19 protein-coding genes are annotated in these 17,391 nt (G+C 50.8%); 13 read left to right on the top strand and 6 right to left on the bottom strand.

The features are described 5' to 3' along the window. Positions 1 to 58: 58 nt before the first annotated feature. The 3 genes from ACESOH_RS02870 to ACESOH_RS02880 all read right to left on the bottom strand — a co-directional run bounded on the left by ACESOH_RS02870 (position 59) and on the right by ACESOH_RS02880 (position 1,373). The gene (locus tag ACESOH_RS02870) at positions 59 to 388 is read right to left on the bottom strand and encodes a MaoP family protein (protein ID WP_032093100.1); all 330 of its coding nucleotides are present in this window, start codon (positions 386 to 388) and stop codon (positions 59 to 61) included. 73 nt (positions 389 to 461) lie between these two features. After that, positions 462 to 1,094, bottom strand: coding sequence for a thiol:disulfide interchange protein DsbA (dsbA, locus tag ACESOH_RS02875; RefSeq protein ID WP_032093101.1), 633 nt, complete (start codon positions 1,092 to 1,094; stop codon positions 462 to 464). A gap of 12 nt (positions 1,095 to 1,106) precedes the next feature. Then, a complete protein-coding gene (locus tag ACESOH_RS02880; RefSeq protein WP_373099557.1) occupies positions 1,107 to 1,373 on the bottom strand; it encodes a YihD family protein in 267 nt (88 codons plus the stop codon). A 63-nt stretch (positions 1,374 to 1,436) separates the two neighbouring features. Here ACESOH_RS02880 and mobA point away from each other — a divergent pair, with 63 nt between their 5' ends. From mobA to pdxH, 13 genes are all read left to right on the top strand, one after another. Next, a complete protein-coding gene (gene mobA, locus ACESOH_RS02885) occupies positions 1,437 to 2,006 on the top strand; it encodes a molybdenum cofactor guanylyltransferase MobA (RefSeq protein ID WP_373099558.1) in 570 nt (189 codons plus the stop codon). 91 nt (positions 2,007 to 2,097) lie between these two features. Further along, on the top strand, positions 2,098 to 2,616 hold the full coding sequence (locus ACESOH_RS02890) for an HI_0449 family lipoprotein (RefSeq protein WP_373099560.1): 519 nt from the start codon (positions 2,098 to 2,100) through the stop codon (positions 2,614 to 2,616). A 143-nt stretch (positions 2,617 to 2,759) separates the two neighbouring features. Next, complete coding sequence (gene fruB / locus ACESOH_RS02895; RefSeq protein WP_373099561.1) at positions 2,760 to 4,280, top strand: fused PTS fructose transporter subunit IIA/HPr protein; 1,521 nt, start codon at positions 2,760 to 2,762, stop codon at positions 4,278 to 4,280. A 10-nt stretch (positions 4,281 to 4,290) separates the two neighbouring features. Then, positions 4,291 to 5,232 (top strand): 1-phosphofructokinase, encoded by a 942-nt coding sequence (fruK, locus tag ACESOH_RS02900; RefSeq protein ID WP_373099563.1) that lies wholly within the window; start codon positions 4,291 to 4,293, stop codon positions 5,230 to 5,232. Positions 5,233 to 5,238: 6 nt separating this feature from the next. Further along, positions 5,239 to 6,924: a fructose-specific PTS transporter subunit EIIC gene (locus tag ACESOH_RS02905; RefSeq protein WP_373099565.1), complete on the top strand. Its 1,686-nt coding sequence runs from the start codon at positions 5,239 to 5,241 to the stop codon at positions 6,922 to 6,924. Positions 6,925 to 7,041: 117 nt separating this feature from the next. Beyond that, a complete protein-coding gene (locus ACESOH_RS02910) occupies positions 7,042 to 7,296 on the top strand; it encodes an FAD assembly factor SdhE (RefSeq protein WP_032093108.1) in 255 nt (84 codons plus the stop codon). A gap of 109 nt (positions 7,297 to 7,405) precedes the next feature. Further along, positions 7,406 to 7,981 carry an RNA polymerase sigma factor RpoE gene (rpoE, locus tag ACESOH_RS02915; RefSeq protein ID WP_032093109.1) on the top strand — a complete coding sequence of 192 codons (576 nt, stop codon included), beginning with the start codon at positions 7,406 to 7,408 and terminating at the stop codon, positions 7,979 to 7,981. Positions 7,982 to 8,021: 40 nt separating this feature from the next. After that, entirely contained in the window at positions 8,022 to 8,606 is a 585-nt protein-coding gene (locus ACESOH_RS02920) for an RseA family anti-sigma factor (protein ID WP_373099567.1), read from the top strand. A 79-nt stretch (positions 8,607 to 8,685) separates the two neighbouring features. Further along, complete coding sequence (gene rseB, locus ACESOH_RS02925; RefSeq protein WP_373099569.1) at positions 8,686 to 9,642, top strand: sigma-E factor regulatory protein RseB; 957 nt, start codon at positions 8,686 to 8,688, stop codon at positions 9,640 to 9,642. Between the two features lie 4 nt (positions 9,643 to 9,646). Next, on the top strand, positions 9,647 to 10,078 hold the full coding sequence (locus tag ACESOH_RS02930) for a SoxR reducing system RseC family protein (protein ID WP_373099571.1): 432 nt from the start codon (positions 9,647 to 9,649) through the stop codon (positions 10,076 to 10,078). A gap of 22 nt (positions 10,079 to 10,100) precedes the next feature. After that, positions 10,101 to 10,607: a molybdopterin-guanine dinucleotide biosynthesis protein B gene (gene mobB, locus ACESOH_RS02935; protein ID WP_373099572.1), complete on the top strand. Its 507-nt coding sequence runs from the start codon at positions 10,101 to 10,103 to the stop codon at positions 10,605 to 10,607. Between the two features lie 9 nt (positions 10,608 to 10,616). After that, positions 10,617 to 12,017, top strand: a complete 1,401-nt coding sequence (locus ACESOH_RS02940; protein ID WP_032093113.1) for a DHA2 family efflux MFS transporter permease subunit — start codon at positions 10,617 to 10,619, stop codon at positions 12,015 to 12,017. 1 nt (position 12,018) lies between these two features. Then, positions 12,019 to 12,654 (top strand): pyridoxamine 5'-phosphate oxidase, encoded by a 636-nt coding sequence (gene pdxH, locus ACESOH_RS02945; protein ID WP_373099573.1) that lies wholly within the window; start codon positions 12,019 to 12,021, stop codon positions 12,652 to 12,654. A 219-nt stretch (positions 12,655 to 12,873) separates the two neighbouring features. On the opposite strand, the gene ACESOH_RS02950 is transcribed toward pdxH, so the two are convergent. Genes ACESOH_RS02950 through uxaC form a run of 3 tightly spaced genes read right to left on the bottom strand, consistent with a single transcriptional unit; the run spans position 12,874 to position 17,252 of the window. Continuing rightward, positions 12,874 to 14,361: a UxaA family hydrolase gene (locus tag ACESOH_RS02950; protein ID WP_373099575.1), complete on the bottom strand. Its 1,488-nt coding sequence runs from the start codon at positions 14,359 to 14,361 to the stop codon at positions 12,874 to 12,876. A gap of 2 nt (positions 14,362 to 14,363) precedes the next feature. Beyond that, complete coding sequence (locus ACESOH_RS02955; RefSeq protein WP_373099577.1) at positions 14,364 to 15,821, bottom strand: tagaturonate reductase; 1,458 nt, start codon at positions 15,819 to 15,821, stop codon at positions 14,364 to 14,366. A gap of 18 nt (positions 15,822 to 15,839) precedes the next feature. Further along, positions 15,840 to 17,252, bottom strand: coding sequence for a glucuronate isomerase (uxaC, locus tag ACESOH_RS02960; protein ID WP_373099579.1), 1,413 nt, complete (start codon positions 17,250 to 17,252; stop codon positions 15,840 to 15,842). Between the last annotated feature and the right edge of the window lie 139 nt (positions 17,253 to 17,391).

Genomic DNA, 17,391 nt, shown 5'->3' on the forward strand with positions numbered 1-17,391 from the left:
CATAAAAACAAAAGGCTTGAAATCATCAAGCCCTTTCATCTGAATAACGCGATCCTTATTATTCCGCGGAAAAATCGTCCAGATTATCCGCGCCCACCACGCCGGATAAGGTATATACCCGTTTCGTACTGGAAACGCGCGAGCGGTATTTATACCAGGTCTTTTCAAAGAAGGTTTCCGCCGCACGTTTACCCTGACAGAACGCCACAAAGGCTTTTTCTTCTTCGGTCACCGGTTTGCGTTCGCCCAGCTCCAAGGCTTTAAACGCCTGCCCGTACTGTTCCAGTGCCTGAGATTCTTTAATGGTGTAATCACCGTGGCGTGCAAAACCGCGCGGGTAATGCTTGTCGTCAAAGAAACGACGGGTGACGCTAAAACTTTCAGCCATAATATCCTCAAATAATCAGTAGTAAAATCGGCAGGCATTAAACCAATTTTTTACCGCTTTTGCAATTTTTTTGTTATTTTTGCAGCAGGCCCTTGACCGTTTCCACATAGTCCTGCACGAAACCGTCCGCACTGCGGGTCAGCCCTTCCGGATTGACGCGGAATTTGCCGTTAACATAAAAATCCGGCACGCCGTGTACCTGCAATTTTTCCGCCAGCTTAACCTGCTGATTCACCAGCCCGTTTACCGCAAAACTGTTGATTCCGCCGTCAAACTGTTCCGCCGTAACACCATTAGCCAAAAAGATTTTGCGCACCGCATCCGGCGAAGGTGCGGACTGATCTCTGTCGGCCACCGCTTTTTGAGCGGCCTCGAATAACGGCGCTTTCACTTTATCTTCCACGCCCAGCGCCATTGCCAGCGCCCAGGCGCGGGTCAGGTTATCCGATTGAAAACCGAGGAAGCTGACATGATATTGTTTAAACTTGGTGCCTTCCGGCAACGCCGCCTTCACTTTTTGCGGAATGCCGTATTCCATTTCGAAGGAATAACAGTGCGGGCAGTAAAAAGAGAAAAACTCCACCACTTCCGGTTGCAGCGAACGCGCGGTATCCAGCTCAATATATTGTTTGCCTTCCGTTAAATCCAGTGCCTGCGCATTGGTGATAAAGAGAAATGAAATACATGCAAAAAGAAATTTTTTCATACTGTAACGTCCTTATTTAATAATGCCACGCGCCTTTAACAGCGCGGTTTTAAAATCTGCTTCATAATCTTTTTTGATCCCCGGAATGGGTTCATTTTTATCCTTGCCGTACATTTTCAGATGATAAATAATCACCTCGTCGGTCAGCTCTGAAACGGGCTTATCAAAGCCGGCTTCAGCGGCGATTTTCTGCAGAATCTGGATTAAGTGCAAATCCGGATCGTTAGACCAATAGGGTTGTAAAAGTTCCAACACTTCATTCAAACGATGACATTTCATAAAGTTTTCCTTATTATGTGCAAAATCCCGTCAATCATACTTGAATTAAGGGCAGAATAAAACATGGCGATCACAATTAGTGCGGTAATTTTAGCCGGCGGACAGGCCAAACGCATGGGCGGCGCAGACAAAGGGCTGCAACTTTTTCGCGGCGAACCGTTGTTTATGCACGTTTACCGGCGGCTGTCCGCGCAGGTCGGCGAAATCGCCCTTAACGCCAACCGCAATCAGGCGCGCTATGCCGCCGCCGGGTTGCCGGTATTTGCCGATCGACTGCCGGATTTCCAAGGGCCGCTGAGCGGTATGCTGAGCGCGCTGGAACGGGCAAAAACGGATTTTGTGCTTTTCGCGCCCTGCGATACGCCCTTTCTTCCGCTCAACCTACGGGCAACGCTGCAAAGTGCGGTGGAAAAATCGCATGTTTTCGCCGCCTATGCGCACGACGGCGAGCGCGCACATCCCACCTGCTGTCTGCTTGCCGTTGCGTTAAAAGACAAACTGGAGGACTTTTTGCAGCAGGGACACCGCCGCATCTTGCAGTTTATGCAGCAAAACGGCGCACAGGCGGTGGATTTCAGCGCACAACGCGCCGCGTTTACCAATATCAATACTCCGGAAGAGCTGGAAAGATGATTTCGCTCAAAGCGTGACCATACATTTTGCTTTTTTATCGCTCTTATAATCAGTATAATGCCGGAAATCAGTTTTAATCAGGAAGACCCGTATGTTTAAAAAATGTTCCATTCTATTCATGGTTGCCGTGCTTTCTGCATGTTCCGTTTCCTCGTATATTCCGTTTATGGGTGACAAAAAACCCGTTATCAATTTAGATAAAGACCAAATCGACCAGAAATCCTACGCCACCGCCTATGCCGCCACAGTAGAAACTTACGCCGGTCGCGTGAATCAGGATTATGACGTCAACTCTTTCGCCAGCGGCGCCAACGACTGGTATTTAGGGCGGATTTTAGTGCCGATTGATAAAATCAAAGCCAATCTGTATCAGGGCGGACATGACAGCAATATTTACGCCTATTACAGCGGTGTGGTTTTCGCCTCGGAACTGCAAAACAATTTTAACCGGTTAAGCGCAAACTGCTGGCAGCATATTGACCAGCCGAGCGCAACGCAGGGGATTTACGACGCCATGCTGGATTTACAAAAAAATAAAGTGCGGTCGGAAGACGACGAATATATCGTGCAGGGCAGCGAGCAGATTCTGACCCTTTGCCGCGGTAAATAATCGGAACAATATCGCTAAGCTGTTGATGCAACATAACCTCAACAGCTTTCTCTTTTTAACCATAGGCTGAAAGGTTTTTGCTTATAAATTTATTTATCCGCATTTCAGTCAATCTAAACCATCGAGACACATAAGGAGAAGGAATGTTTAATTTACCCGAAACTAACATTCATTTATCTGCACAGGCAAGCAATAAGCAGCAGGCGATTGAACTGGCGGCACAAGCATTAGAACAGGCCGGTTATGTAGAAAGCGGCTACTTACAGGGCATGCTGGCGCGCGAAACCCAAACCTCCACTTATTTGGGCAACGGGATTGCCATCCCGCACGGCACGCTGGATACCCGTTCTATGGTAAAAAATACCGGCGTGCAGGTTTTTCAGTTTCCGCAGGGCATTGAATGGAGCGAAGGCAATACCGCCTATATCGTGATCGGGATCGCCGCCCGCTCCGACGAACATCTGGCGCTGCTGCGGCAGCTGACCCATGTATTGGGCGATGAAGAAACCGCGGCAAAATTGGCCACCTTGCAGGATGTCAAACAGTTCCGCGCCATTTTAACCGGCGAACAAGAGGTTACCCTGACTTCGGAGACGATCAGCCTGAATGTGGATAGCCAAAGTTTATTGACGTTAGTGGCAATTAACGCCGGCAAGCTGCAAGAGCAAAGTGCGGTGAATAATCACTTCGTTTCCGAGGTTATCGCCAGCCCCGCGTTGCCGTTGGGTAACGGTTTATGGCTTACCGACGCCGTTGTCGGTAATGAAAAAAACGCTCTGGCGTTCAGCCGCCCGAAAGCGCCGTTTAACAACAACGGCAAAACCGTACAGGGCGTCTTAACCGTTGCCGCACTAAATGATCAGATTAACCCCGTGCTGCTGCGCCTGTTGGACAATCCGGTGCAGCAGACGCTGTTAACCGGCAGCGCCGAACAAATTATCGCCGCCCTGAACGGCAGCCCGCAGCCGACAACCGATGCGCCGGCCGCAACGGCGGTGCAAGCCCCAGCGGCAGGTTCGGTCACCGGTACGTTTACCGTGCGCAACGAACACGGTCTGCATGCCCGTCCGGCCGCGGTACTGGTGAACGAAGTCAAAAAATTCAATGCGAAAATCACGGTGGAAAATCTCAGTCGCCAGACTGCCGCGGTCAGCGCGAAAAGTCTGATGAAAATTGTGGCCTTAGGCGTCACGCAGGGCCATCGTTTGCGTTTTGTGGCGGAAGGGGAAGATGCCCGTCAGGCAGTTGAAGCGATCGGCAAAGTGATCGCCGAAGGATTGGGCGAAGCCGTCTCCGCCGTACCGCCGCAACAGCCGGACACCATTGAGGCGGCGGAACCCTCGATTCCACAAACCGCCGCAGCGGAAACGGCGGAAGAGGCAGCATCGGAAAGTGTGGAAGGCGTGTTCGTGATTAAAAACGAACACGGTCTGCACGCCCGCCCTGCCGCGATGCTGGTCAACGAGGTGAAAAAATACAATGCCTCCGTGGCGGTACAGAATTTAGATCGCGAAGGGCCGCTGGTCAGCGCCAAAAGCCTGATGAAAATCGTGGCGCTGGGCGTGGTGAAAGGTCATCGCCTGCGTTTTGTAGCAAGCGGTGAACAAGCACAGCAAGCCATTGACGGCATCGGTGCGGCAATTAACGCCGGATTAGGCGAATAAGGAGCGGATAATGGCAAAAGTAGCAACCATTACGCTCAACACCGCCTATGATTTGGTCGGCCGTCTCAAACGGATCGAACGCGGTGAAGTCAACACGGTGGAAACTCTCGGTTTATTTCCGGCGGGGAAAGGCATCAACGTGGCGAAAGTCTTGAAAGATTTAGGTCTGGATGTGGCGGTCGGCGGTTTTCTGGGGCAAGACAATCAGGGCGATTTCGAGGCAATGTTCAAAACCCTCGGGCTGGAAGACAAATTCCGCCGGGTCGCCGGCAAAACCCGGATTAATGTGAAAATTACCGAAACCGAAGCCGATGTGACGGATCTCAATTTCTCCGGTTATACAATCGATAGCGCCGATTGGCAGGCTTTCGTGCAGGATTCGCTGGATTATTGCAAACAATTCGATATTGTCACCGTGTGCGGCAGTCTGCCCCGCGGCGTCAGCCCGGCATTATTTGCCGATTGGCTGCAACAGTTGCATGATAGCGGAGTAAAAGTGGTGCTGGACAGCAGCAATCAGGCGTTAAGCGCCGGTTTACGCGCCAATCCTTGGCTGGTTAAACCGAATCATCGCGAACTGGAGGCTTGGATCGGCCATGCTTTACCGCGCATGGAAGATATTATCGCCGCAGCCAAAAAACTGAAAGCGCAGGGCATCGCCAATGTGATTATTTCCATGGGCGCGGAGGGGTCTCTGTGGTTGAGCGATAAGGCCATCATTCAGGCTCGCCCGCCGAAATGCGAACATGTGGTCAGCACGGTCGGTGCCGGCGATTCAATGGTCGCCGGTCTGATCTACGGACTCAGCAAGCAGCTTTCGCAGCAGGAAACCCTTGCCTTTGCCAGTGCGGTTTCGGCATTCGCCGTGTCACAAAGTAATGTCGGGGTCAGCGATCCGGCATTGTTAACGCCAATTTTAAACGACGTCAAAATCCAATTAATCGAAGGGTAAATTTCAATGAACATTTTTCTTACCAACGCAGCCAATCTCGGTAATGCAAAAGCATTTTTACTCCGACACACCGTTGCCGCCGCCGCACAACAACAGGGTCATCAGATCGTTGAGGATGCCGCGCAGGCGGAGTTAGCCGTAAGTTTCGGCGATATGCCGAATAATCCGCAACTGGCGGGCAAAAAGGTCTTCGTCGCCGACCCGCAGCAGGCTTTCGACGCACCGGAAGCCCTGGTACAGCAGGCATTAACTCAGGCCGTGGCTTACACCGCGCCGGAGGCCGAAAGTGCGGTCAATTCCGCGCAAGTTTCCGCCGGCAAAGTTAAAAACATCGTGGCGGTCACCGCCTGTCCGACCGGCGTGGCGCATACGTTTATGTCGGCGGAAGCCATCGAAACCTACGCCAAGGCGCAGGGCTGGAATATCAAAGTGGAAACCCGCGGTCAGGTGGGCGCCGGCAATCCGATTTCGCCGCAAGAAGTCGCCGCTGCCGATTTGGTCTTTGTGGCCGCGGATATCGACGTGGATTTAAGCAAATTCCACGGCAAACCGATGTATCGTACCTCCACCGGTCTGGCATTAAAGAAAACCGCACAGGAATTTGAAAAAGCGTTTAAAGAAGCCAAAATCTATACCGGCGCGGCGCAATCTGCCGCCCAAGCCGATACGAAAAGTACCGCGCAAGAGAAAAAAGGCCTTTATCGTCATCTTATGACCGGCGTCTCCCATATGTTGCCGTTGGTGGTGGCGGGCGGTCTGCTGATTGCGATTTCCTTTATGTTCGGTATCGAAGCCTTTAAGGATCCGACCATCGCCGGCGGTTTACCGGCCGCGTTAATGGAAATCGGCGGCGGTGCGGCATTCCACCTGATGATCGCGGTATTTGCCGGTTATGTGGCGTTTTCTATCGCCGACCGGCCGGGGCTGGCGGTCGGGCTTATCGGCGGGATGCTCGCCACCACGGCCGGCGCGGGGATTTTAGGCGGTATCATTGCCGGTTTTCTGGCCGGTTATGTGGTGAAAGGGTTAAATAACAGCATTCATTTATCGCCGAGTTTAAGTTCGCTAAAACCGATTTTAATTCTGCCGTTACTGGGTTCCGCAATTGTCGGTCTGGCGATGGTGTATCTGATTAATCCGCCGGTGAAATCCTTAATGGATGCGCTGGTGAACTGGTTAAATACCATGGGTCAGGTCAATGCCGTTTCGCTGGGGATCATTCTCGGCGCCATGATGTGCGTGGATATGGGCGGCCCGGTGAACAAAGCGGCTTACACTTTCGGTACCGGTCTTATCGCGTCCGGCGTTTATACACCGATGGCGGCGGTAATGGCCGCCGGTATGGTGCCGCCGCTCGGCATGACGATCGCCACCCTGCTGGCGCGCCGTAAATTTACGGTTAACCAGCGTGATGCCGGTAAAGCCTCTTTCGTTTTAGGTTTATGTTTTATCTCCGAAGGGGCGTTGCCGTTTGTGGCCGCCGATCCGATTCGCGTTATCGTATCCAGCATTATCGGCGGTGCGACTGCCGGTGCGATTTCGTTAGGTTTAGGCATTACACTGCAAGCGCCGCACGGCGGTTTGTTTGTCATTCCGTTCGTGTCCCAGCCGTTAATGTATCTGGCGGCCATTGCCGCCGGCGCCGTGGTTACCGGGGTGATTTATTCGGTTATCAAGCCGAAAACCGCCTAAAAAAGCACCGCACTTTTAGTATGAACCCGGCAACGCGTCGGGTTTATTTTTCGCGAATATTTACTCTTTTCGCCGTCATTGTTACTATTAGCGGGTTTGCGTCACAAGGAAAACAGCATGGAAAAATACAATAAATTTCGTATCGAATGGGATTGCCGGCGCGGTATGCTGGAGCTGGATAACGTGATTATGCCGTTCTTTCGACAGTATTTTGATACTTTGCCGGATGAGAAAAAAGCAGTCTTCCTGCGCCTGTTGACCGCCACCGACCTACAGCTGTTTTCATGGTTTTTTAATCGCACCCCGGCACCGGACCTTGAATTACAGCAGATGGTGACCTATATACAGGAAAAATTAAATTTGACGAATTAGTCAATCTTGATAAAAAAGATTGAACTTTTTACAGTTTACATTCTCTAACTAACTGCAAGAGCTTGCTGTCTTTATATTAAGGCTTGTTAGAGGTGATATAAGAGGTTATATGGCTGAACAGCTAACAGATCAGGCTTTGGTAGAAAGGGTACAGCAGGGAGATAAGAAAGCCTTCAATTTGTTGGTATCGCGTTATCAGAATAAAGTTGCCGGGTTACTGACCCGCTATGTGTCACAGAATGATATTCCCGATGTTGTACAAGAATCGTTTATTAAGGCATATCGTTCGATAGATTCTTTCCGCGGTGACAGTGCTTTCTACACTTGGCTATATCGGATCGCAGTCAACACTGCAAAAAATTATTTAACCGCGCAGGGACGCCGGCCGCCGAACGAAGATATTCTGGCGGAAGAGGCGGAAACCTATGATGTGGGAACCAATTTACGGGATGTGGATACGCCCGAAAATGAAATGTTATCCGGCGAGCTGAAAAAAATCGTGTTTGATACCATTAACGGTTTGCAGGAAGATTTAAGAACCGCCATTACCCTGCGGGAAATTGAAGGGTTAAGTTATGAAGAAATCGCAGGCATCATGGATTGTCCGGTAGGTACGGTACGTTCCCGGATTTTCAGAGCGCGGGAAATTATCGAAAGCAAAATCCAGCCGTTTCTTCAGCGTTAACAGAAAAAGCGTAACATAAAACCAGACTTTGGAGTTTAATATGCAAAAAGAGTTACTTTCAGCATACATCGACGGCGAACAGGTAAGTAACGAATTAACCGACGAACTTTGCCGTGATGCAGATTTACAAAAATCCTGGACGGCGTATCACACCATTCGTTCGGTAATGCGGCAGGAAACCGAAGTGCTGTTGGGGGCGGATTTCACCGCCAAAATGGAAACGCTGATTGCGCAGGAAGAAACCCGAACCGCCGAACCGCTGGTTTCGCAGCCGAGCGCGGAAGAAGTCGGCAAATCGCCGTTCGCGCACAAACTGAAAGCCTGGTTTGCGCCGATGGTGCAGGTTGCCGTTGCCGCCGGTGTCTGTCTGGTTGCGGTTATCGGCGTACAGAGCTTCAACAGTGCCGGCGGCACGAAAGATGCGCCGGACACGCCGGTGCTGCAAACCCTGCCGTTTAATGATTCGGTGCAGGAAGTCAGCTATAACGCGCCGAGCAAAGATGTGGTCACCTCCGATCAGCTTGAACAAAAAAACAAACGTATCGGCGCCATGTTGCAGAATTATGAACTACAACGCCGTGTCTATGCGGATGATTTAAGCCTGCGAAGCGACAACAGTAAGTAATCATTTTCAACGCTCGGAATAGTCACCACCATTTTTTGGTGGTGACTTTATTTTAACAATAACCTTATCCTGCTATACGATGTTAAAAATATCTCGAAAAATCACCGCACTTTGCCTGACACTGGTATTTTCCGGCGCCTTATTCGCCCAAGAAACGCTGGAGCCGAAACAGCTGCTGGAAAAAATGCACGATGCCAAAGATCAGCTGAATTATGAAATCGCGTTTGTGCAGACCACGCCGGTCAATATGGAATCCCTGCGCTATCGCCATCTTCATGCGGACGGTAAAACTTACGCCCAGCTTATTACGCTGGACGGCGTGCCGCAGGAAATTATTCAGCGCGATCAGCTGATCAGTTATTTTCAGCCCAACTATCAGGCATTTTCCATCACCGGCAGCAATATTATCGACAGCCTGCCGGCGATTATGCGCAGCAATCTGGATAATCTGAGCAAATACTACGATTTCATCAATATCGGTCGCAACCGGGTGGCGGATCATGTGGTGCAGACCGTGCGTATTCTGCCGAAAGACGACTTCCGTTATCAATATCTGGTCTTTATCGACGAACAGAATCATCTGTTACTGCGCAGCGATATGCTCGATCGGGAAGGCAACCTGCTGGAACAGTTCCGGGTTGTCAATCTGTATGTGGGCGACGGTCTAAACGAGCTGTCGAATTATCTGAACAATATCGTATTCCCACCGCTGCTAAACGAACAAGCCGGTAAAAAATCCGCCGACGTAAAACTCAGCTGGCAGCCGAGCTGGCTGCCAAGCGGCTTTAAGCTGATTAACAGCGGGCGGGAAAAAAACGGCGATATTACGATAGAAACCCAATTATACAGCGACGGCCTGTTCTCGTTCACCCTGTACAGCGCCAATACCCTCATTCCGAACGAACCGGAAAACGCATGGAAACAAGGCCCGATCACTTTTTACAGCGAAACCCGTGAGGGCAAAGAACTGACCTTTATCGGTCAACTGCCGATTTCCACCGCGAAACGCATCGTTCAGGACATTCAGTTAAAATAAGCCTATGTTAAAAGAAAACGCCGTCGTTATTGATTACCATGCCGGCATTGCTACGGTAAAATGCCACGCCCAAAGCGCCTGCGGACAATGCGCCGCCAAAAGCGCCTGTGGTTCCGCCGCGCTGTCCGAACTGACCGGCAGCGCAACGGAACATTTCTTTCGCATTGAAACCATTACCCCGCTTAAGCCCGGTCAATCGGTCGAAATCGGTTTGGCGGAACGGTCGTTGATGTTATCCACGCTGCTGATTTACCTGTTGCCGCTACTTGCCATCGTATTCAGCACGCTTTGTGCCGAATCCCTTTTCAGCCATGAATTATACAGTGCGATTTTTATCTTTTTTTGTACCGCACTTGCCTTTCTCGCCGTTCGTCTTTATGCTAAAAAACTGCAAAAAAAATCAAGTTACCGACCGGTTCTGCTCCGCGTTCTGTAACCGCATAACATAAGGACAAAACATGCTTCCAATGCTCGGTATTACCGGTTACAGCGGCAGCGGTAAAACCACGCTGCTGGAAAAACTGCTACCGTATTTAGCCCGCTTAGGGCTGCGCGTTGCCGTGATTAAACACAGCCATCACAACGCCCAGACAGACAAAGAAGGCAAAGACAGCTGGCGCATGAAAGAAGCGGGCGCCGCGCAGGTTGCACTGGCCTGTGATGCCCGTTGGGCGCTGATGACGGAAACAGCTCGCCCCGTCACCCTCGCTTATCTGGCGCAACAGTTCGACCCCAAGCTGGCGGATCTGATTCTGGTGGAAGGCTTCAAGCAGGAACCTATCGATAAAATTCTGCTACACCGCCGCTGCATGACCCGACCGCTGCCGCCGGCGGACGATGATGTACGGGCCGTTGCGACGGATTATGCGCCGGATACTGCCGTGCCTTGTCTGGATATCAATAATATCGGCCAAATCGCCGAATTTATTCTGCACTGGTATCGCCAAAAGTGCGGTGAAAAATAAGGCCGTTTTATGACAGACAGTAAAAATTACCGCGGACTGGCGTGGATTGCCGCCACGGCATTTTTTATGCAAACGCTGGATGCGACGATTCTGAACACCGCCCTGCCGGCCATTTCCCGCAGTCTGCACGAATCACCGCTGGAAATGCAAATGGCGATTATCAGCTACGCCCTGACCGTCGCGCTGTTTATTCCGCTCAGCGGCTGGCTGGCGGATAAACACGGCACCCTGACCGTTTTTCGTTTTGCGGTCGGCATATTCGTGCTGGGTTCCGTTGCCTGTGCCGCATCCGATTCACTGGACAGCTTAATCGCAGCGCGCATTGTGCAAGGTTTCGGCGGGGCATTGATGATGCCGGTGGCTCGCCTGTCGATTATTCGCAGCGTACCGAAAACCGAGCTGCTTAACGCGTGGAACATTATGGCGATGGCGGGTTTAATCGGCCCGATTTTAGGCCCGATTCTCGGCGGCTGGCTGGTCACTTACGCCACCTGGCACTGGATCTTCCTGATCAATATTCCTATCGGATTGGCCGGTATCATTATCGCCGGTGCTTATATGCCAAACCGCAAAGCCGAGGTTCGCCGGCTTGACTGGATCGGTTTTATTCTGTTTGCCGGCGGACTGGTGGGCTTAACCCTCGGCTTGGATTTAGTGGCGGAAAACATGACCGCGCCAATCACCACCTTTTTGATTTTGGCCGCCGGCTTTATTTTTCTGTGCGGTTATTATGTTTACGCCCGCGCCGTCGAAACCCCCTTATTGCCGTTGGCATTATTCCATATCCGCACCTTTCGCCTCGGTTTTATCGCCAACCTGTTTATTCGCCTGTGCGGTTCGGGGATTCCGTTCCTGCTGCCGCTGATGTTGCAGGTGGTATTTCATTACAGCGCGGAAATCGCCGGCTGGCTGATGGCGCCGATTGCGCTCAGCTCCGTCATGTTAAAAGCCTTTATCCGCCGGATTTTATCCCGCTTCGGTTATAAACATACCCTGATTCTGGCCTCATTGGGCATGAGTGCCGTGATCGCGGCAATGAGTCTGTTTCATCAAGACACGCCTGTCTGGCAGATTATTTTCGTTTTAATGTGTTACGGCGCCTGTATGTCGATCATTTTTACCGCCGTCAATACGCTGACCATCGGTGATCTGCCCGATCAGTACGCCAGTGCCGGCTCAACCATGCTGAGTGTTATTCAGCAAGTGGGAATCGGGGTCGGCATTGCCGTTTCCTCCGTCATCCTCGGCTTATACCGCAATGCATTCGGTACAAGCGAGGAACAATTACAACAGGCATTCAGCGCGACTTTTCTGACCTCGACCGTTTTCGGACTGGTGCTGATTATCGTGTTGTCCTACCTGAAAAACCATGACGGCGAACATTTACAACAACGTAAAGGCAAAACATAACATGGACTTACATAATATCCGCGAAGAATACAGCAAACAGGAATTATCCGAAAAACACTGTGCCGACAACCCGCTCACACAACTGGAACAATGGCTGAACGAAGCCATGCAAGCGCAGGTTAACGAACCCACGGCAATGAATCTGGCGACCGTCGATGCCGACGGAAAACCGAGCAGTCGGATCGTGTTGCTGAAAGAGCTTAACGCCCGGGGATTAGTCTTTTTTACCAATTATCACAGCCATAAAGGCAATGCCATCCGCGGCAATCCCTGCGTTGCGCTGAATTTCTTCTGGCCGGAACTGGAACGCCAGATACGCATCGAAGGATGCGCAGAAAAGCTGCCGGCGCCGCAATCGGACGACTATTTCGCCAGCCGCCCTTACACCAGTCGCATCGGCGCTTGGGCCAGCGAACAAAGTGCGGTCATTCCCAGCAAAAATAGTTTATTACGCAAAGCGGCGCTGATCGCCGCCAAACACCCGCTGCAAGTTCCCCGCCCGCCGCATTGGGGCGGTTATCTGATTAAACCGCGGCTTATCGAATTCTGGCAAGGCCGTCCGAGCCGGCTGCATGACCGCATCCGCTACCTGTTGCAGGATAACGGCATATGGTGCAAAGACCGACTGGCACCGTAAAACCGCCTGCACCGTTTTCCCTATCAGTGCGCATCACGTCCGCCGGCTCGGCATGACACCAACCCGCGCCCGATTCTTACCGCGTGGGGTGGGAGTGTCATGTTGCCGCACATGCGCTCATCGTGCCAAAACAATCGCATCAGCACCCGGCAACGGTGCGACACAATAACCGGCATCACAACGCTTCGCCGCGCGATATTGCATCGCTCAATCCGTTCCTTATAAGGTGACACCGCTTTTAAAAATCGCCAGTTCTCTGAACTGGTTTAATTCGTTTTTAGTCGGTTTGCCGTTGACGGTTTCCACCACAAGATCGATAAAATCCTGCAATAATTGCGCCATCGACACATCATCGACCAAACGGCCGGCATCAAAGTCAATCCAGTGTTTTTTCTTATGCGCCAGTTCGCTGTTGGTGGCGATTTTCATCGTCGGCACGAAACCGCCGTAAGGCGTACCGCGCCCGGTGGTGAACAGCACCATATGACAGCCCGCCCCCGCCAATGCGCTGGTGGCCACCGCATCATTGCCCGGCGCACTTAATAAATTCAGGCCGGCACAGCTTAACCGCTCGCCGTATTTCAGCACGTCCACCACCTGACTGTGCCCCGCTTTCTGCGTACACCCGAGCGATTTATCTTCCAGCGTGGTAATGCCGCCGGCTTTATTGCCGGGCGACGGGTTCTCATAAATCGGCTGGCGGTGACGGATAAAATACTGTTTGAAATCATTTATCATCCGTACGGTTTTATGAAACACCGCCTCGTTGCGGCAATGGCTCATCAAAATATGTTCGGCACCGAACATTTCCGGCACTTCGGTTAGCACTGTGGTGCCGCCGTGACTGATCACATAATCGGAAAAATTGCCCAACAGCGGATTGGCCGTAATGCCGGAAAAACCGTCCGAGCCGCCGCATTCCAGCCCGAATCGGACTTCGCTGAGCCTGCCCGGCCGGCGGCGATCGCCGCGCATTGTCTGATAAAGCTGTTCCAGCAGTTGCAAGCCGGCTTCCACTTCATCATCATAATGCTGGGAAACCATAAACTTCACCCGTTGTTCGTCATACTCGCCGAGGCTGTTACGAAAAGCGTCGACCTGATTATTTTCACAGCCGAGACCGATCACCAATACCGCACCGGCATTCGGATGTTTAACCATATTCTGCAACATCAGTTTGGTATTTTCATGATCTTCGCCCAGCTGCGAACAGCCGTAACTGTGATTAAAGGTGAAAACGCCGTCGATATCATCCGGTGCATAGCGCGCAATAAAACGCTGCCTGATTTGATCGGCGATCCCCACCACACAACCGACCGTCGGAATAATCCACAGCTCATTGCGCACGCCGATTTCGCCGTTTGCGCGCCGATAAATCCGCACGTCGCGATCAGGCAACGGCGGCGGAAGGGCGGTCGGTAGCGGTGAATAGGCGTAGGTGTTAATAGCCTGTAAATTGGTTTTAACGTTATGGGTATGCACATGTTCGCCGGGCCGGATATCCGCACACGCATGGCCGATCGGATAGCCGTATTTCATCACATCGCCGCCTTGAGCAATAAGACATAAGGCGAACTTATGCCCTCTGGCGATATCGGCTCGCAACTCAATCGACCGTCCGTCAACGACCAGCCGCGTACCCTGCGCCAAATCCTGCAACGCCACCGCCACATTATCCTGTCCGTGGATTCGGATAAACTGCTTCATCGTCAATCTCCGCAATATTGCGCCAACGCCTGCCGCATGCCTTTTTGCAAAATAGCATCCAGCTGTTCGGTGACCGTTTCAACCAGCTGCGGGATCTGCGTTAAATCCTGCTGCCAATGATCATCCTGTACTAACACGTTATGCACCAATTGTTGCAAACTCAACTCACCGGCAGCAAATTGCCGCCACCATTGTTTATAGCGGGCAAGCCAGATGTCATCATCCTGCAGGTCGATAGGCTGACCGTTGCGTTCGCCGCGATAAAACGCGATTAACGCCGCCAAAGCAAAGGTTAAGTGCGGTGGTAATTTTTGATATTTCCGCACATAAGCCAATAATTGCGGTAAATTGCGGGTGCGATATTTCGTCATACTGTTCAGCGCGATGGATAACAGCCGGTGCTGAATAAACGGATTGCGGAAGCGTTTGATGACCGCTTCGGCAAATTGTTGCAGCTCCTGTTGCGGCAGCGACAGTACCGGAATAATCTCGTTTTGCACCGCACTTTGCACAAAGCGGCGCAACGCCGGGTCATCCATCGCCTCGCCCACCGTATCCGCCCCGGCCAGATACGCCACCGGTACCAATGCGGTATGCGCCCCGTTTAAAATCGCCACCTTGCGTTCTTTGTAAGGTTTAATATCATCCACAATTAATACGTTCAGCGTCGCCTGATCCAAACGCAACATCTGCGCCAACGATTTTGGCCCTTGGATAACAAACAGATAAAAATGTTCCGCCGTATCCAAAAAAGCGTCATGATAGCCTAATTCCGCCTCCAGCTCGGCGGCTTCATGACGGGGATAACCGGTCACGATACGATCCACCAGAGTGGAACAGAAGGTATTCGCCTCCTCCAGCCAATGGATAAAATCGGCGGAAAGCCGCCACTGGCGGGCATATTTCAAGACCAATGTTTTTAACTGCTCGCCGTTATAATCGATCAACTCGCACGGCAGCAAGATAAAGCCCTGATTCATATCGCCGTCCACGGCGCGAAACCGTTCAAACAATAAACGGGTTAATTTAGCCGGATAGCTGCGCGGCGGCCGATCATCAAAACGATCGCCTTCGTGATAACTGATCCCGGCTTCTGTGGTGTTGGAAAAAATAAATTTAATCTCCGGATTGTGCGCCAGCGCCAGATAGTCGTCATAGCGCTGATAAACGGGGATTTCATTATTTACCGAGCGGATAATCCGCGCTTGCTTGACCGCCTCGCCCCGTTCGTTTAAGCCGCGGATAATCGTGGTATATAAACCGTCCTGCGTATTCAGCAACGGCGGAAAATCCGTATCAATCGGCCGCACGACAGTCACCCCGGCATTGAAATCGGTCTGTTCGTTCAGCAAATCAATCTGCCAGTCAATAAACGCCCGCAGGAAATTACCTTCACCGAATTGAATGATTTTGGTCGGATACCGTTTACCGGGAAAGTTTGTTCTGTTTAGGGTTTTCATCTTATTGCTCTCCTGCGCTTAATTCAGCTCAATTTCAAAGTAGTTTTTCGCGTTATCGAAACAAATATCCGAAACCATTTGTCCCAATAATTTCATATCGTTCGGCGCTTCGCCGTCACGCACCCAATGTCCGATCATCCGGCATAAAATACGGCGAAAATATTCATGGCGGGTATAGGATAAAAAGCTGCGGCTGTCAGTCAGCATTCCCACAAAATGGCGTAGCAAACCTAACTGGCTGAGCTGAGTCAGCTGACGGATCATGCCGTCTTTCTGATCGTTAAACCACCAACCCGAGCCGAACTGCATTTTAGATTTGATGCCCGCTTGCTGAAAATTGCCCAGCATGGTCGCCAACACTTCGTTATCGCGCGGATTCAGACAATACAGAATAGTTTTCGGCAACGTATTATTTGTCGCCTGAGCATCCAGCAAACGGGACAATGCCTGCGCTATCGGTTCGTCATTAATGGAATCAAAACCGGTATCCGCGCCAAGTTGTCTGAACATAACAGTATTGTTGTTTCTTAATGCACCGATATGATATTGCTGAACCCAGTTACGTTTGTGATACTCCGCCGCGAGAAAAACCAATACCGCCGTTTTAAACTTCGCAACCTGCGTGTTATCCGGCGTGAAACCGGATAATTTAGCGGTCAGAATCCGATTTAATTCCGCTTCCGTGGCCTCTTCATACAACACGACATCCAAGGCGTGATCCGAGACTTTACAACCGTGACGAGCAAAATGATCGATGCGTTTTGTCAGCGCATTGCATAAATCAGCAAAGGATCGAATTTCAATATCGGCTGCCGCACCTAATTGCCACATATAATCGTTAAAGGAATCCTGCTCAATATTAAACGATTTATCCGGACGAAAACTCGGTGCGACTTTGGTGTTAAAGTGCTTATCCTGCGCAATGATGTCATGGTATTCAAGGCTATCCGCCGGGTCATCCGTGGTACCGATAAATTTCACATTCATTTTGCGGATAATACCTTTGGCGGAAAAATCTTCCTGTTGTAAAAGTGCGGTACATTTATGCCAGATTTTTTCAGCGGTTTGCGGCGATAACAGCATATCGGTAATACCGAACGGACGGCGTAATTCCAAATGCGTCCAGTGGTATAACGGGTTACCGATGGTATAGGGTACCGTTTCACACCAGGCTTGGAATTTTTCATAATCGCTCGCATCACCGGTGCAAAAGCGCTCATCAACGCCGTGAGTACGCATTGCGCGCCACTTATAGTGATCACCTTTCAGCCAGATATCATACAGATTTTTGAATTGATAATTAGCCGCGATTTGCGCCGGCGGTAAATGACAGTGATAGTCAAAGATAGGCTGATTTTCCGCATAATCAAAAAACAACTCTTTCGCTGTGCCGGTATCAAGCAGAAATTCTTCTGTTAAAAAACTATTCATTTTATGTCTCCAGATGATTGTACTTACCTTTCACAAATATGTTATACCAAAACAAATATAAACATACTTGTTTTTTTGTGATACAGATCTCAATTCGAGAAATTTGTATGATAACTTTAACTATTTCAGTGGTAGGATT

It is taken from the genome of Necropsobacter rosorum (genome assembly GCF_964241405.1).
GTDB classification, from domain to species: Bacteria; Pseudomonadota; Gammaproteobacteria; order Enterobacterales; family Pasteurellaceae; genus Necropsobacter; species Necropsobacter rosorum.

What these genes read in the sequence shown, in the direction of transcription:
- ACESOH_RS02870 (WP_032093100.1), bottom strand. Translation starts at nt 388, where the DNA reads ATGGCTGAAAGTTTTAGCGTCACCCGTCGTTTCTTTGACGACAAGCAT.
- dsbA (WP_032093101.1), bottom strand. Translation starts at nt 1,094, where the DNA reads ATGAAAAAATTTCTTTTTGCATGTATTTCATTTCTCTTTATCACCAAT.
- ACESOH_RS02880 (WP_373099557.1), bottom strand. Translation starts at nt 1,373, where the DNA reads ATGAAATGTCATCGTTTGAATGAAGTGTTGGAACTTTTACAACCCTAT.
- mobA (WP_373099558.1), top strand. Translation starts at nt 1,437, where the DNA reads ATGGCGATCACAATTAGTGCGGTAATTTTAGCCGGCGGACAGGCCAAA.
- ACESOH_RS02890 (WP_373099560.1), top strand. Translation starts at nt 2,098, where the DNA reads ATGTTTAAAAAATGTTCCATTCTATTCATGGTTGCCGTGCTTTCTGCA.
- fruB (WP_373099561.1), top strand. Translation starts at nt 2,760, where the DNA reads ATGTTTAATTTACCCGAAACTAACATTCATTTATCTGCACAGGCAAGC.
- fruK (WP_373099563.1), top strand. Translation starts at nt 4,291, where the DNA reads ATGGCAAAAGTAGCAACCATTACGCTCAACACCGCCTATGATTTGGTC.
- ACESOH_RS02905 (WP_373099565.1), top strand. Translation starts at nt 5,239, where the DNA reads ATGAACATTTTTCTTACCAACGCAGCCAATCTCGGTAATGCAAAAGCA.
- ACESOH_RS02910 (WP_032093108.1), top strand. Translation starts at nt 7,042, where the DNA reads ATGGAAAAATACAATAAATTTCGTATCGAATGGGATTGCCGGCGCGGT.
- rpoE (WP_032093109.1), top strand. Translation starts at nt 7,406, where the DNA reads ATGGCTGAACAGCTAACAGATCAGGCTTTGGTAGAAAGGGTACAGCAG.
- ACESOH_RS02920 (WP_373099567.1), top strand. Translation starts at nt 8,022, where the DNA reads ATGCAAAAAGAGTTACTTTCAGCATACATCGACGGCGAACAGGTAAGT.
- rseB (WP_373099569.1), top strand. Translation starts at nt 8,686, where the DNA reads ATGTTAAAAATATCTCGAAAAATCACCGCACTTTGCCTGACACTGGTA.
- ACESOH_RS02930 (WP_373099571.1), top strand. Translation starts at nt 9,647, where the DNA reads ATGTTAAAAGAAAACGCCGTCGTTATTGATTACCATGCCGGCATTGCT.
- mobB (WP_373099572.1), top strand. Translation starts at nt 10,101, where the DNA reads ATGCTTCCAATGCTCGGTATTACCGGTTACAGCGGCAGCGGTAAAACC.
- ACESOH_RS02940 (WP_032093113.1), top strand. Translation starts at nt 10,617, where the DNA reads ATGACAGACAGTAAAAATTACCGCGGACTGGCGTGGATTGCCGCCACG.
- pdxH (WP_373099573.1), top strand. Translation starts at nt 12,019, where the DNA reads ATGGACTTACATAATATCCGCGAAGAATACAGCAAACAGGAATTATCC.
- ACESOH_RS02950 (WP_373099575.1), bottom strand. Translation starts at nt 14,361, where the DNA reads ATGAAGCAGTTTATCCGAATCCACGGACAGGATAATGTGGCGGTGGCG.
- ACESOH_RS02955 (WP_373099577.1), bottom strand. Translation starts at nt 15,821, where the DNA reads ATGAAAACCCTAAACAGAACAAACTTTCCCGGTAAACGGTATCCGACC.
- uxaC (WP_373099579.1), bottom strand. Translation starts at nt 17,252, where the DNA reads ATGAATAGTTTTTTAACAGAAGAATTTCTGCTTGATACCGGCACAGCG.